13 protein-coding genes are annotated in these 14,750 nt (G+C 63.4%); 7 read left to right on the top strand and 6 right to left on the bottom strand.

Features of this window, described 5'->3' with window-relative positions:
• The first annotated feature begins 93 nt into the window (after window positions 1-93).
• The 3 genes from purT to AC1AYP_RS00685 all read left to right on the top strand — a co-directional run bounded on the left by purT (window position 94) and on the right by AC1AYP_RS00685 (window position 6,236).
• A complete protein-coding gene (gene purT, locus AC1AYP_RS00695; protein ID WP_476546492.1) occupies window positions 94-1,431 on the top strand; it encodes a formate-dependent phosphoribosylglycinamide formyltransferase in 1,338 nt (445 codons plus the stop codon).
• Window positions 1,432-1,539: 108 nt separating this feature from the next.
• Window positions 1,540-2,292: a phosphoribosylaminoimidazolesuccinocarboxamide synthase gene (gene purC, locus AC1AYP_RS00690; RefSeq protein ID WP_476546491.1), complete on the top strand. Its 753-nt coding sequence runs from the start codon at window positions 1,540-1,542 to the stop codon at window positions 2,290-2,292.
• Between the two features lie 191 nt (window positions 2,293-2,483).
• Window positions 2,484-6,236, top strand: a complete 3,753-nt coding sequence (locus AC1AYP_RS00685) for a phosphoribosylformylglycinamidine synthase (protein ID WP_476546490.1) — start codon at window positions 2,484-2,486, stop codon at window positions 6,234-6,236.
• A gap of 69 nt (window positions 6,237-6,305) precedes the next feature.
• On the opposite strand, the gene AC1AYP_RS00680 is transcribed toward AC1AYP_RS00685, so the two are convergent.
• Together AC1AYP_RS00680 and AC1AYP_RS00675 are read right to left on the bottom strand one after the other, a co-directional pair.
• Window positions 6,306-6,908: a DUF4230 domain-containing protein gene (locus AC1AYP_RS00680; RefSeq protein WP_243394323.1), complete on the bottom strand. Its 603-nt coding sequence runs from the start codon at window positions 6,906-6,908 to the stop codon at window positions 6,306-6,308.
• A 115-nt stretch (window positions 6,909-7,023) separates the two neighbouring features.
• Window positions 7,024-7,167: a hypothetical protein gene (locus AC1AYP_RS00675; protein ID WP_165784851.1), complete on the bottom strand. Its 144-nt coding sequence runs from the start codon at window positions 7,165-7,167 to the stop codon at window positions 7,024-7,026.
• A 103-nt stretch (window positions 7,168-7,270) separates the two neighbouring features.
• Here AC1AYP_RS00675 and AC1AYP_RS00670 point away from each other — a divergent pair, with 103 nt between their 5' ends.
• Window positions 7,271-7,807 (top strand): DNA-deoxyinosine glycosylase, encoded by a 537-nt coding sequence (locus AC1AYP_RS00670; RefSeq protein WP_101622122.1) that lies wholly within the window; start codon window positions 7,271-7,273, stop codon window positions 7,805-7,807.
• A 40-nt stretch (window positions 7,808-7,847) separates the two neighbouring features.
• Here the strand turns inward: AC1AYP_RS00670 and AC1AYP_RS00665 are convergent, their stop codons facing one another.
• From AC1AYP_RS00665 to AC1AYP_RS00650, 4 genes are all read right to left on the bottom strand, one after another.
• Window positions 7,848-8,423 carry a hypothetical protein gene (locus AC1AYP_RS00665; protein WP_476544519.1) on the bottom strand — a complete coding sequence of 192 codons (576 nt, stop codon included), beginning with the start codon at window positions 8,421-8,423 and terminating at the stop codon, window positions 7,848-7,850.
• 55 nt (window positions 8,424-8,478) lie between these two features.
• On the bottom strand, window positions 8,479-9,885 hold the full coding sequence (locus AC1AYP_RS00660; RefSeq protein WP_101622065.1) for a Na+/H+ antiporter NhaC family protein: 1,407 nt from the start codon (window positions 9,883-9,885) through the stop codon (window positions 8,479-8,481).
• Window positions 9,886-10,004: 119 nt separating this feature from the next.
• Complete coding sequence (locus AC1AYP_RS00655; RefSeq protein ID WP_101622064.1) at window positions 10,005-10,223, bottom strand: hypothetical protein; 219 nt, start codon at window positions 10,221-10,223, stop codon at window positions 10,005-10,007.
• 100 nt (window positions 10,224-10,323) lie between these two features.
• On the bottom strand, window positions 10,324-11,943 hold the full coding sequence (locus tag AC1AYP_RS00650) for a Y-family DNA polymerase (RefSeq protein WP_101622121.1): 1,620 nt from the start codon (window positions 11,941-11,943) through the stop codon (window positions 10,324-10,326).
• Between the two features lie 171 nt (window positions 11,944-12,114).
• Between AC1AYP_RS00650 and AC1AYP_RS00645 the strand changes: the two genes are divergently transcribed.
• From AC1AYP_RS00645 to AC1AYP_RS00635, 3 genes are all read left to right on the top strand, one after another.
• A complete protein-coding gene (locus AC1AYP_RS00645; RefSeq protein WP_165784850.1) occupies window positions 12,115-12,810 on the top strand; it encodes a response regulator transcription factor in 696 nt (231 codons plus the stop codon).
• Window positions 12,811-12,958: 148 nt separating this feature from the next.
• Complete coding sequence (locus AC1AYP_RS00640) at window positions 12,959-14,101, top strand: histidine kinase (protein ID WP_165784849.1); 1,143 nt, start codon at window positions 12,959-12,961, stop codon at window positions 14,099-14,101.
• A gap of 55 nt (window positions 14,102-14,156) precedes the next feature.
• A complete protein-coding gene (locus AC1AYP_RS00635; protein WP_101622062.1) occupies window positions 14,157-14,690 on the top strand; it encodes a hypothetical protein in 534 nt (177 codons plus the stop codon).
• Window positions 14,691-14,750: the final 60 nt, after the last annotated feature.

Below are 14,750 nucleotides of genomic sequence, written 5' to 3'. Positions count from 1 at the left end.
ACGGCGTGTCTATACGCGGTATTTATGGACGGTTATCAACGCGTGCCGGCATGCCGGCGCGCCTCATCGGGTGGCGATGGGAGAATGTGACGCATGACCGATAGCGTGAACACCGTCAACACCGTCAACACCGTCAACACCGTCAACACCGTCAATGATTCCCCTTCCTCGTCCCACTCCCCCGTCTCCGGCCGCGTGCTGGGCACGCCGCTGGGCGCGCGGCCGACGCGCGTGCTGTTCCTCGGCTCGGGCGAGCTCGGCAAGGAGGTGACGATCGAGCTCATGCGCCTGGGCGCATGGGTGTGCGCCGCCGACTCGTATGCGGGCGCGCCCGCCCAGCAGGTGGCGCATGAGGCCCGTGTGCTCGACATGGCGGACGCCTCCCAGCTGCGCGCCCTGTTCGACGAGGTGAAGCCGGACATCGTCGTGCCCGAGGTGGAGGCGATCGCCACGTCCGAGCTGGCCGATGCGGCCGCCCGCGGCGTGCAGGTGGTGCCGAGCGCCGAAATCGCCGCGATCTGCATGGACCGCGAGCGTCTGCGCGTCATCGCGCACGAAGAGCTGGGACTGCCGACCACGCCTTACCGGTTCGCGGGCTCGCTGGAGGAGCTGCGCGCGGGCGCCGACGAGGTCGGCTATCCGTGCGTCGTCAAGCCGGTGATGAGCTCGTCCGGTCACGGCCAGTCGGTCGTGCGCGAGGCGGACGCGATCGACGCCGCGTGGACGGAGGCGCAGGAGGGCCGCCGCGCCGCCGGCGAGGGCGACGTGTCACGCGTGATCGTCGAGGCGCTGGCGCCGCTCGACTACGAGCTGACCGTGCTGACGGTCTCGTCGAGCGCGGGCATCGTGACGTGCGCGCCGATCGGACAGCGTCAGGAGTCCGGCGACTACCGCGAATCGTGGCAGCCGGCCGCGGCGGGCGACGCCGTGCTCGCCGAGGCGGGCCGCATCGCGCGCGCCGCCGTCGAGGGCCTCGTCGCGAAGGCGAAGGCGAGCGGCGAGACCGGCTGGGGCGTGTTCGGCGTGGAACTGTTCGTGCTGACCGACGGCTCCGTCCTGTTCAACGAGGTGTCGCCGCGTCCGCACGATACGGGCATGGTGACGATGGCTTCGCAGCGGCTCAGCGAGTTCGCGCTGCACGCGCGCGCGATCCTCGGCCTGCCGGTCACGGAGGGCCATGTGGCGCTCGCGATGCCGGAGGGCGCGGTGGCCGCCAGCCATGCGATCGTGGTCGCCGGCGACGGCGAGGCGGAGTTCTCCGGGCTCGACCGTGCGCTCGCCAAGCCGGGCACCGACCTGCGCGTCTTCGCCAAGCCGGAGGTGCACGGCCATCGCCGCATGGCCGTCGCGCTGGCGATCGGCGGTTCCGAGGCCGACGCGCGCGCCAAGGCGGGCCGCGTCGCCGACGCGCTGACCATCGAAGTGCGCTGACCATCGAGGTCGCCGGCCATCCGCCGCGGTCGTGTGTTGCATGTAGCCGGCGATTGGTACCCTTTTACCGTTAGTTCACCCAGATATTCCACTCCTGAAAGGCGAGTAATGGAGAAACTGGAAATGCTCTACAAGGGCAAGGCCAAGAAGATGTACGCAACCGACGACCCCGACGTGCTGTGGGTCGAATACATGAATCAGGCGACCGCCGGCAACGGCGCGAAGAAGGCCCAGATCGAAGGCAAGGCCAACCTGAACAACCACATCACCTCCGTCATCTTCGACCTGCTCAAGGCGCGCGGCGTGGAAAGCCACTTCATCAAGCGTCTGTCCGACACCGAGCAGCTGGTGAAGAAGATGGACATGTACCCGCTCGAAATCATCATGCGCAACACCGCGGCCGGCTCCTTCGCCAAGCGCTACGGCGTCGAGGAGGGCACTCCGCTCAAGAAGCCGATCCTCGAGTTCTGCCTCAAGTCCGATGAGCTGGGCGACCCGTTCATCAACGACGACGGCATCGTGGCCCTGGGCCTCGCCTCCGAGGAGGAGCTGGCCGAGATCTCCCGCATCGCCCGCGCCGTCAACGAGGGTCTGAAGGACATCTTCTCCAAGATCGACGTGCAGCTCGTCGACTTCAAGATCGAGGAGGGCAAGACCTCCGACGGCACCATCCTGCTCGCCGACGAGATCACCCCGGACACCTGCCGCCTGTGGGACCTCAAGGACAAGTCCGGCAAGATCGAGCACCTCGACAAGGATCTCTTCCGTCGCGACCTGGGCAACATCATCCCCGCGTACGAGGAAATCTACGGCCGTCTGGTCAAGCTGGCCGAGGCCGAAGGCGTCGAGCGCGCCGAGTGACACGCTTTCATGCAGGCTCCCTCTGACGAGGGAGCTGGACCGCGAAGCGGGACTGAGGGAGAGAACCCGTCGGGAACGACGGCATGGCGACGACGGTCGCCGTCTCTCCCTCAGTCGGCTCCGCCGACAGCTCCCTCGTCAGAGGGAGCCGATGTTTTAGGATTCCGTTCAATATTCCCGAAAGGACCCTCATGGTTTTCCGCGTGTACGTGGAGAAGAAGCCCGGCTTCGACGTCGAGGCTCAGCAGCTCGCAGGCGAGCTGAAGACCATCCTCGGCATCGCCGGCCTGAAATCCGTGCGCATCGTGAACCGCTACGACGTGGAGGGCATCAGCGCCGAGCTGTTCGCCCAGGCCACGCCCACCGTGTTCAGCGAGCCGCAGGTGGACGACGTCGCCAACGACCTGCCCGACTTCGGCGCGGCGAAGGTGTTCGCCACCGAGTTCCTGCCCGGCCAGTTCGACCAGCGCGCCGACTCCGCCAGCGAATGCATCCAGCTCATCTCGCAGGGCGAGCGTCCCACCGTGCGCTCCGCCAAGCTGTACGCCCTCGAAGGCGACCTGACCGAGGCCGACGTCGAGGCGATCAAGCGCTACGTCATCAACCCGGTCGAGGCGCGCGAGGCGTCCCTCGACGTCAAGGAGACGCTGAAGACCGCCGTGCCGACGCCCGGCAAGGTCGAGGTTATCGCCGGATTCAACGAGATGGACGCCGAGGCCGGCCAGCGGTTCATCGACGAGCGCGGCCTCGCCATGGACCTCGCGGACCTCGAGTTCTGCCAGAAGTACTTCGCCGAGGCGGGCCGCGAGCCCACGATCACCGAGATCAAGGTCATCGACACCTACTGGTCCGACCACTGCCGCCACACGACGTTCGGCACGATCCTCACCGACGTCGCCATCGACGACGAGGTCGTCAAGGCCGCGTTCGAGCGCTACCTCGAACTGCGCCACGAGCTCGGCCGCGACTCCAAGCCTCTGTGCCTGATGGACATGGGCACGATCGGCGCGAAGTGGCTCAAGAAGAACGGCATCCTCACCGGTCTCGACGAGAGCGAGGAGATCAACGCCTGCACCGTCAAGGTGAAGGTGGACGTCGACGGCGAACAGCAGGACTGGCTGTTCCTGTTCAAGAACGAGACCCACAACCACCCGACCGAGATCGAGCCATTCGGCGGCGCCGCCACCTGCATCGGCGGCTGCATCCGCGACCCCCTGTCGGGCCGCTCCTACGTGTACCAGGCGATGCGCGTGACCGGCGCCGCCGACCCGACCGTGCCGGTCTCCGAGACGCTCGAGGGCAAGCTCCCCCAGCGCAAGCTCGTGACCACCGCGGCCGCCGGCTACTCATCCTACGGCAACCAGATCGGCCTCGCCACCGGTCAGGTCGACGAGATCTACCACCCGGGCTACGTGGCCAAGCGCATGGAGGTGGGCGCGGTCGTGGCCGCCACCCCGGCCGACCACGTGCGCCGCGAGACCCCGGCCCCCGGCGACAAGATCATCCTGCTGGGCGGACGCACCGGACGCGACGGCATCGGCGGCGCGACGGGCGCCTCCAAGGCCCACAACGTCGAATCGCTGGAACTCGACGGCGCCGAGGTGCAGAAGGGCAACGCGCCGGTCGAGCGCAAGCTGCAGCGCCTGTTCCGCCGTGGCGACGCGTGCCGTCTCATCAAGCGCTGCAACGACTTCGGCGCGGGCGGCGTGTCCGTGGCGGTCGGCGAGCTGGCCGACGGCCTGTACGTGGACCTCAACACCGTCCCGAAGAAGTACGAGGGCCTCGACGGCACCGAGCTGGCGATCTCCGAATCGCAGGAGCGCATGGCCGTCGACGTGGCCGCGGAGGACGTCGACGAGTTCCTCGGCTACGCGCGCGAGGAGAACCTCGAGGCGACGGTGATCGCCACCGTGACCGAGGACCCGCGCATGGTGATGACCTGGAACGGCGACGAGATCGTGAACCTCACCCGCGAGTTCCTCGCCTCCAACGGCGCGCCGAAGCATCAGGCCGTGCACATCGAAGCGCAGCAGGCGTACGCGGTGCCGTCCGCGTGGACGACCGGCACGCTGGCCGAGCGCATGCACGCCCTCGTCACCGACCTCAACGTGGCCTCCAACAAGGGTCTGTCGGAGCGCTTCGACTCGACGATCGGCGCGGGCACCGTGCTTATGCCGTTCGGCGGCGTCAGGCAGCTCACCCCGAACGAGGCGATGGTCGCCAAGCTCCCCGTGTTCGGCGAGACCACGACCGCATCCGCGATGGCCTGGGGCTTCAACCCGTACATCATGGAGAAGAACCAGTTCACCGGCGCGTACCTGTCCGTCGTCGAATCGCTCGCCAAGCTGGTGGCCGCCGGCTTCGAGCATGAGAAGGCGTACCTGAGCTTCCAGGAGTACTTCGAGAAGCTGCGCGACGAGCCGGAACGCTGGGGCAAGCCGATGGCCGCCGTGCTCGGCGCGCTGATGGCGCAGATCGACCTCGGCACCGGCGCGATCGGCGGCAAGGACTCCATGTCCGGCTCGTTCGAGGATCTCGACGTGCCGCCGACCCTGATCTCCTTCGCCGTGGCCGTGGGCAACATGAAGCGCGCCACCTCCCCCGAGTTCAAGGGCGCCGGCCACCGCATCGTGCGCATCGCGCCGCGCTACCTGGCCGACGGCCTCACGCCGGACAAGGACGCGCTGCTCGACGCGTTCGGCCTGGTTGAGGAGCTCACCGACTTCGGCACCGCGCTGGCCGTGTCCACGCCGGGCTACGGCGGCACCGCCGAGGCGCTGTTCAAGATGACCGTGGGCAACGGCATCGGCGTGGCTCTGAACGACGGCATCGCGCTCGACGACCTGTTCAAGCCGGCGTACGGCTCGTTCATCGTCGAGCTCAAGGACAACGAGAAGATCCCGGCCGTCTCCAACCTGGTCGAGGTCGGCGAGATCGGCATGACCACCGAGGCCTACGAGTTCACGGCCGCCGGCGAGACGCTCGACCTCGCGGGCACGCAGGACGCGTGGGAGGGCGGCATCGAATCCGTGTTCCCGTACCGTTCCCGCGGCGCGGAGAAGACGGAGACCGTCGAGACGATCGACTTCCACGCGGCCGAGGCCGGCGTGAAGAAGACCGTGTACGTGGGTTCCGGCGTGGCCAAGCCGCGCGTCATCATCCCCGTGTTCCCGGGCAACAACTGCGAGTACGACTCGGCCGCCGCGTTCGAGCGTGCGGGCGCCGAGGCGCACACGCTGATCGTCAACAACCTCACGCCGGCCGCGGTGGCCGAGTCCACCGCCAAGCTGGTCGAGGAGATCGGCAAGAGCCAGATCGTGATGATCCCGGGCGGCTTCTCGGGCGGCGACGAGCCGGACGGCTCCGCCAAGTTCATCACCGCGTTCTTCCGCGCCCCCGCCGTCACCGAGGCGGTGCGCGACCTGCTGAAGAACCGCGACGGCCTGATGCTCGGCATCTGCAATGGCTTCCAGGCGCTCATCAAGCTGGGTCTGGTGCCGTTCGGCGACATCGTCGACATGGACGCCACCTGCCCGACGCTGACGTTCAACACAATCGGCCGCCACCAGAGCCGTCTCGTGCGCACGCGCGTCGCCTCCGACCTGTCCCCGTGGCTCGCGAAGACCAACGTGGGCGACGTGCACACGGTCGCCATCTCCCACGGCGAGGGCCGTTTCGTCGCCTCCGACGAGACGCTGGCGCGCCTCAAGGCCAACGGCCAGATCGCCACGCAGTACGTGAGCGAGGCGGGCGTGCCCGGCATGGATCTGGACGTCAACCCGAACGGCTCGATGCTCGCCATCGAGGGCATCACCAGCCCGGACGGCCGCGTGTTCGGCAAGATGGGCCACTCGGAGCGTTCCGGCAACGGCCTGTACGTGAACGTGCCCGGCGACAAGTACCAGCCGATCTTCGAGGCCGGCGTCGACTACTTCGCCGCCTGATGATCTAGCATCCGTATGGAAAAGGGGAGACCCGAAGGTCTCCCCTTTTCCATATCTACGGTTCCCGATTCACGACTTCGGGTCGGTGGTGGTCACGTCCACCGTGTAGCCATCCGTCTCGGCGATCGGCGAATACATACGCTCGATGACGTCCTTGGCCTGCTCGTTGGCGGTGGTCAGCAGCTCGCCCTTGTTCAGCTTCTTCTCGGCGCTCTTCTTGGCGTCCTGCAACGCGGTCGCCGCATCGCCGACATCCGAAGAGTTGAGTATCGACGACTGCTGATCGAAGAACTGCAAAGTGTCCGGATTGACCGACACCGACTGGATCGTCGGCGCGGGCAGCGTGATGTCGATGGTCTTCTTCTCATTATCGACGGAGATGTCGGCCTTGCCGAGGTCGATGCCGGCACGGGCCTCATACGAGTAGAACATCGTGAACGACTTCTTGTTGATGAACGCGACACCGCCCTCATCGTATTTCTCAAACCCGAAATCGGTCTCCTTCGCCGTGGTCAGATCCTGGATCTTTTCCAGTTGCTTGGCAACCACGGTGTTGGTGAGCGTCGGATGCGGGTTGAGGAACCCGTCGATGATGCTGCGTCCGAACACTCCCGTCGCAACGCATGCGACGATAATCACGACGCCGATGATTACTTTGACGGTCTTGCCCATGTATACGTCTCCTTCGTTCATCTACTGGGCGCGAGATAATGAAAGCGTAACCTTTCACCAAGACTACGTTGGTGTTCCCATGAGGTCTGCGGCTCGGTCGATGAACCGGGGGACGTCAGTCCTCGACCTCGTAGTTGTCGACGGACACCTTGACCTGCGCGGCGACAGATGGCCCCAAGGCCACGTTGCCGTTCGAGGGGTATTCGGGCGGCGTGAGCGTCATCCTCCCCGATGATTCGACGTGTCTCGCCCGGCTCATGGTGGTCCACGGGTAAACGAATCACACTCCGTGAGGCCGTCAAAGCCGACTAAACAAAGTCCCCTACGCATCAGCAACACGCGACACGATTATCATGGGCGGCATGGTGCGTGTGGAGCATGGGTTCGGGCCGGTGTGGGATGATTCGTCGCGGATGTTGGTGTTGGGGTCGATGCCGAGTCCGAAGTCGCGGGAGGCGGCGTTCTACTACATGCATCCGCGCAACCGGTTCTGGCCGGTGCTTCAGGCGCTGTTCGCGGATCCCTCCGACCCCTCCGACCGTGTGGGCGACTCCCCCGCTTCGCGCCGCGCGTTCGCGTTGCGGCATCACGTGGCGTTGTGGGATGTGATCGCCTCATGCGACATCACGGGGGCGAGCGATTCCACCATCCGCAATGCGGTGCCGAACGACATCGTTCCGATCCTACGCGACGCGCCGATCGCGCATGTCTTCACGACGGGCGGCAAGGCGGCGCAGCTGTATCGGCGTCTCATCGCGCCGCTACTGGACGCGGCCGGCCTCGACGTGCCGATGACGCCGCTGCCGTCGACGAGTCCGGCGAACGCGTCGATGCGGCTGGACGACCTCGTCGCCGTCTATCGCGAGGCGTTCGCCGCGGCGGGGCTCATCGGCGGGTGATTCGTCATCGACGCGGCTCGCCGACCACGACGCCGGCGGCTCAGCCGATGAGCTTGGCCTTCACGTGGTTGACGCGCACGTAGAACTTGAGATCGAAGTTGATGCTTTTGGCCTTCGCGTCGTAGGTGAACACCTTGGTGGAGTCCTCGGAGCCGAATTCCGACTTGGTGACCTTCTTGCCTTGCGCGGACTTCGAATCGGCCTTGCTCGTCCACTTGCCGGTCTTCGCGATGGACTCCGAATCGACGGTGCCGTACCAGTACGGGTACTTGCCGAAGTCGTCGGACATGACGGCGGAAATCATACCGTCCTTGACGGTGACGGTGATCTTGCAGTCCTTCGTGCAGTCCTTGCCGAAATCAGAGAACTCGTAGGTGCCGGTGATGTCGACCGGAGTGGCGGATGCCGACGCCGAGGCATCGGAGGAATCGGAGGAATCCGTCTTGTCGGACTGTTTGGACTGTTCGGACTGTTCGGACTTCTTGGAGGAGCCCCCGTCGGTCTGCGAGCTGCTCGCGGAGCCGTTCGCCGATCCGTTCGCGGCGGAGGCGTTCGACGACCCGCATGCGCCCAGTCCGATGGCGAGCGCACCGCACAGCATCATGGTGGCCAACATCGTTCCCGTTCTCATGCCCATCGTCGATCGTCCTTTCGTGGAAATCCTCATCACGTCATACGGATGCCATGATAGCGTCATCATCCCGCAGTTCTCCGGACTCGCCGCATTCCGTGGGAACCGTCGCACGCCGATGCCTGCGTATGGCCGACGCCAGAAGCCGGGTGAGCGGCAGGAGATAGAGGAACGTCGCGGCGGCGATGCTCACGGTGGGCGCGCCTATCGTGGCCAACGGCACCGCGCCGGCGATCGACCAGGGTACCAGCGGCGCGATGACGACGGCGGAATCCTCCAGGTCGACGGCAAACGCGCCGCGCGCCGCCTCGTCGTCACCGTACAGTCCCGTGCAGAGCTGGTGGGTGAGCATGATCGTCAGGGTCTGGTTGCAGGAGAGCGCCGCGGCACCTGCCGCGACGGCCGTGGTCGCGCCGGTCGCGCCGATGCGGAAGCCCAACGCGTCGATGGCATGCCGCAATCGGGCGAGCATGCGGGTTTCGGCGAAGATGCCCGCGTAGGCGGAGGAGATGCATACGATCGCCGCCACGTTCACCATGGAGATCATGCCCCCACCGTCGAGCAACGCGCCGACATGTGGATCGACGGCATGGTATCCGGAAACGAGGAGACGCAGCAGTTCCGGCCAGGTCATGCGCTGCACGCCGACGCATACCACCGCGGATACGGCGATGCTTGCCAGCATCGTCAGCCGCACGCCGACACGCAGCAACGCCATGACGACCACGAGGATCGCCGGCGTCACGGTGAGCCAATGCAGGTCGAACGCCTTCGCGAACAATCCGGCGATCGGGACGCCTCCGGAGACGGCCGACGACGTTCCGTCCCCGGACATGATGCCGGTCACGGCGGCCACCGCATAGACGATGCAGCTCGACGCGAACGGCACCGCTCCGGTACGCAGCATGCGCCCGAGGTTGGAGAACAGATTTGTGTGCGTGAGTTGCGCGACGAGCAACGCACTGGTGGAGACCGGGGAGAACCGATCCCCCACGTATACGCCGGCGAGCACCGCGCCGCCGAGCATCGCCGGATGGGCGCCCATCGACAAGCCCAATGACATGCAGATCGTACCCATGGTCGCGGCGCTGGCGAACGACGAGCCAATCAGCATCGACATCGCCGAGCACAGGAGGAACGTCAGCGGCAGTACGGTCACGCCGTGGATCAGGGACGAGGCGTGGGCGACGATGAACGCGATGGTGCCGCTGGCCCGCCACAGGGAGGTCAGCATGCCGATCAGCGCGAACGTCACGAGAATCATTCCGGCGGCGCGGATGCTGCCGGCGGCACGGCGCGTCATCGCGGACAGCTTCCGGCCACGCGCCAACCCGTATCCGACGAACAGCACCATGCCGATCAGCAGCGCGGGGATGATCGACCAGCCTTGCGCGACGCTTACGAACAGCGTCGCGCAGAACGCGAGCATCACGACCGCCTCGGTCATTCCCGCGCCTCCTTTCCCGTCCGATCCGATGCCGACACAGAGTACACCGCGTCACCGTTCGCAGCCGAGCCACGGTCGGATGCTTGACCGCGACCGCATGAGCCGCACCCGTTCCATGGTCACGCGCCGAAGTCGCGGTCGAACTGGGAGTCGCGGGCGGCGACGGTCTCCTCGACGCGGCGCGCGGTCTCCTCGATGACCTGCTCGTAGCCGGTCAACGCGGCGAACGGCATGAACTGGGCCGCGCGTTTGTGCCGCGACATCGGCGGATGCCGTCGCGACACGTGGTGTGGCAGATCGATGATGTCGTCGTATCGGTGTGTCTCATGCAATGCCATGGCGCTCGGTCTCCTGTCGGTAAGGACGGGCTGCACCCGCATACGCAGGCTCGCCTGTCGGCTCGCACATCACCTACGGACAACCCACCGGGTTGTCCGCTTAACGGTGATGTCCTCCGATCTGGTTGTTGCGTTCGATGCCGGTGGCGCCGGGTTCCATGTTCATGGCCTTGACGACCGCGTTCTTCCCAAACCGGCGTTTGATCGCCAGCAGCGCGCGGTCCACCGCGTCGCGGTCGGTCCCGGCGTCGGATTCCCCGCCGGCATCGCCACAGGGCCGGACGGCATCGGATTCCCCGGCATCCCCGCCTGCCGCGGCATCCGCATCGAACAGGTCGGGCTGCTCATAGCGTTTGCCGGCGGCGAGCTCCCCGTCCGTGGCGAGATCGTCGGCGACGACGGTGAGCCGGCGCACCAGCAGCCTCGGGTCCACGATGCGTTCGAACAGCAGCGTCATCGCCTCGCGGATGCGCGCCGACGAGGACGTGAACTCCCCCAATCCGATCGAACCGGCCGACGGTTTGGGTACCTTGCGACCGTAATGGTCGACCGCCACCGGGCCGTGATAGGACTCGGCGGCGCGTCTCGCCAGACGTTTTGTCTCCGGCGCCTCGCAATCGTCCAGCAGGCCCGCGTCGAGGCTGCCGACGTCGTATCCGACGACGAGCGTGAGCCGGTTCGTGCGCACGCCTTTGCCGACGAGGTCCAACGCGAGCGCATCGGCCATCTCCTTGGCGATGAGCCGCGCGGTGCTCCAGTCGGCCGGTCCGGTGAGCACCTGGCCGATGCTGGTGCTGTGCGCGTCCGGCTCATACGACTTGATGTCGGCGATCGTGCACGGCTCCCACCCCCACGCGTGGTCGATGAGCAGTTCCGCGTTCACGCCGAACATGCGGTAGAGCAGATCCTCGTTGTAGTAGTCGGAGGCGCGCCCCACCGAGCACCGCGCGACGTCGCCCATCGTCATGAGCCCCGCCTTCTCGAGTTTGCGCGCGTACCCGCGCCCGACCCGCCAGAAGTCGGTGAGCGGGCGATGGTCCCACAGCAGGCGGCGGTACGACGCCTCGTCGAGTTCGGCGACGCGCACGCCGTCCGCATCCGCCGGCATATGCTTGGCGACGATGTCCATCGCGACCTTCGCGAGGTACAGGTTCGTGCCGATGCCGGCCGTCGCGGTGATGCCGGTCTCGCCCAGGATGTCGCGCACGATGGTCATGGCCATCTCGTGCGGGGTCATGCCGAGCGCGGCGAGATACGGCGTGGCGTCGATGAAGACCTCGTCGATCGAATACACGTGGATGTGCTCGGGGGCGGCGTATCTGAGGTAGATGCCGTAGATGCTCCCGCTGACGGCGAGGTATCTCGCCATCCGCGGCGGGGCGATGATCATCGACGCCTTGAGCCGCGGCGATCGTTCCAGATCGCGCGCGTCGCACGACTCCCCCATCAGCCGGCGGCCGGGGGCCGCGAGCGCGCGGTCGGCGTTCACGCGACGCAGCCGCTCCTTCGCCTCGAACAGGCGCGGACGGCCGGGCAGCCCGTACGCCTTGAGCGACGGCGACACGGCGAGGCAGATCGTCTTGTCGGTGCGTGTCTCGTCGGCCACGACGAGATTCGTCGTCAACGGGTCGAGGCCACGAGCATGACATTCGACGGACGCATAGAAGGATTTGAGGTCGATGGCGAGGTAGACGCGGCCCCGCCCGGAATCATCGGCCATCGGCATCACCGCCACCTCCCATCATCAAACAAACGTTCGAATATCCACAACTCAACACTGCCACGATACCATAAAATCAAACATCTGTTCGATTCGTGTTGCGAGGTCCATGTAAGTCAGATAACTACACGTCGACGCCCCTGTGCTTACCCGGCAGTTATCATAGGAGCCATGGCTCAGCCAAACCCAAACCGCACATTCCAACGTTCCGACGCTACGCCGATCCGCGTCGCGCTGGTAGACAATGACGCATGCGTGCTTCAGTGGATGAGAGCGGCGCTGGCCACACATATGGGCATCGATGTCATCTGGGCGGAGAAGGACTCGGACGTGGCCCTTCAAAAAACATTATTCGAAAAGAATGTCCCCCATGTACTGATAACGGACATCGTCCTTAACCTCATGTCGGGCGTACAACTGTGCGAAGCCATCCGAAGAAGAACTCCAGCCATTGGAATCATTGGCATCACCGCATATCCAATCGAACATTACGAAACCGAATTGGCGCACGCCGGAGCCCAAGGCATACTCGACAAAAGCAATAGCATCATCGCAAAACTATTGTCGGCGATTCCCATTGCCGCTCACGGCCTACCGATCGACCGCAACGGCCCCTTCATGGACGCAAAAACCGCGCATGATTTGGTTTGCTCAAACCCCAACCCGACAATCGGCCAACTGTCGGAAACGGAAATACAGATACTCCGTCTATGCAACGCACACTATTCATTACGGGAAATATCGGAAATCATTGGGATGAACCCCCACACCGTTTCCACCCATGTAACCCGGGCAATACGAAAATTGGGAGCCAAGAACCGTTATGAGGCACTGCGAATTTGTGCGAAATATCACTCGCTGGATTAACGACCTTGCAAATCATGCAATCGCAAAGACGCGTTGTATCAGACATCGTTGGATCACCCTTCTTGCGACAATCACATCCTGTCTTCTCATCAGCGACGAAAGTCGTCTACTATCATTTGACTCAAATTCGGCGACACCCCAACTGATAATGACGATTCTGGCGATTGCCTCACTGGTGGGAATGTGCGTCCAACCCGCACTGGGAGCATGGGCCGTTATAGCATCCAGCGCCATTGCATACCTTCTCATGCCGACCCCGGTGATATTCGCCAGCACATTCTCGATTCCCCTATATATCTCGGTTGGCGTTCTGTCCTATACGGATATCATTCAAGGCATTATCGCGACCCCCATCGCCATCTCGATTGACATATCCGCAGCATACGCCTGTGGGAAAATATATTTCCTCTCCACCTCCAACATCATAACGCTCATCACGGTTTATATACTGGTATGCTTGCTGGGCTATTCCCTACGTTGGCGGGAACGAGCCTTACGCACCGAATGTCGCCTACAAAGCGCTCAACACCGATCAGCCACGGCCCATAAACTCCACGATTCGGTTGCCAATGATCTTTCATACGCCATGATGCATATCGACGCCATCCTTGCTTCGGATTCCGATGACGTGGACTATATGTCAGAAACGAAAGAACTGAAAACCATCCTTTTACGAGCCATAGCCAACACACGTGAGCTCATCGAATCCATGCACTCACCCTCCAACGGCAATATCCGCACTTTCGACAATCAGCCTCCGAAAAGATTCAACGATATAGAATCCCAGCAAAAAGTGAAATACGATGACGGTATCGAAGTACCGTGGATTCGACATCTCAAGGCGTTAGTCAATACGAAACAGTCCCATCTTGAACAATTGCATATACGGGGCATTGCCATACTCCCCGACTCATCGAATCATGAGATAAGCCCGCACAACGAACTACTGTTAACTGATTTTTTGAACGAAATATTCATCAACATCGCCAAATATGCAAATCCGGAATTCGGCTATGCAATCATCATAGCAACCGATGACAATGGTATTCAAATATCTCTAACAAATCACAGAAAGGACATAAAATCAAAGTATATGTCTACACACCTTGGGATGCAATATTATTGCGATGCTCTCTATAAGGCTGGAGGGCACTGCCGAATCGAGGAGAAGGATTCTTCAATCTGGCATCTCGTCGCATCCATACCCTATGGGGACGCCACTTTCACTGCACGCACCCTCTGTAGTGGAATTCATTACACACGCTGTTCTACGCACCGAAAACAGGATTGAATTGAATCGGGATTATCCGGACTGACGACCCATCCAACGGATGAAAGGAATAATCATGCACCAGCACATCAGACACATTATCATGGCCATCATCGGTGTAATCGCCTTGCTGATGGCACCCGCAGCCATGGCCGATGAACCCACACAGCCGAACGAACCAGAGTTCATCCAGGTCGGCCCCACTCTGGTTGAATCCTCGCTGAACATCCACACTGAACAGGAACTGACGGACTTTCTCCTGTCAAGCACACCAAAGGACGTATGGGAGGATGTCGATACGGGAACCATTACCAAGGTGGCTTTGCATCAAGACACCGGCACCCCCTACATTGATTATCAAAGCTACTGCGACACATTCACGCTGTGTCTGATGACTCCAAGCGGAGCCGATGTCGCGGGCTTCAAAAACGCCGGCATCCGAGCCGGTCGATGGGGCAATGTAGGACAATGGCGCACTCTGGCGATTGGCGGAGGCCAGATTCGATATTCCCAGAACGGTCATTACGTGACCACGGCAAAAAGAGGCCCTTGGACATGGAATAAGTTGTCCGGGACCGTCGACGTGGTACGTGTCCAGATATGGGATTGACGGTTTCCTAAACTCGCCCCGGTATTCTGCGGGATACCGGGGCTTCTTCTTAACGGTAAT

Source organism: Bifidobacterium sp. LH_424, assembly GCF_056356895.1.
The sequence above is the reverse complement of the archived record's forward strand: the minus strand, read 5'-3'. Positions and strand labels throughout refer to the sequence as shown.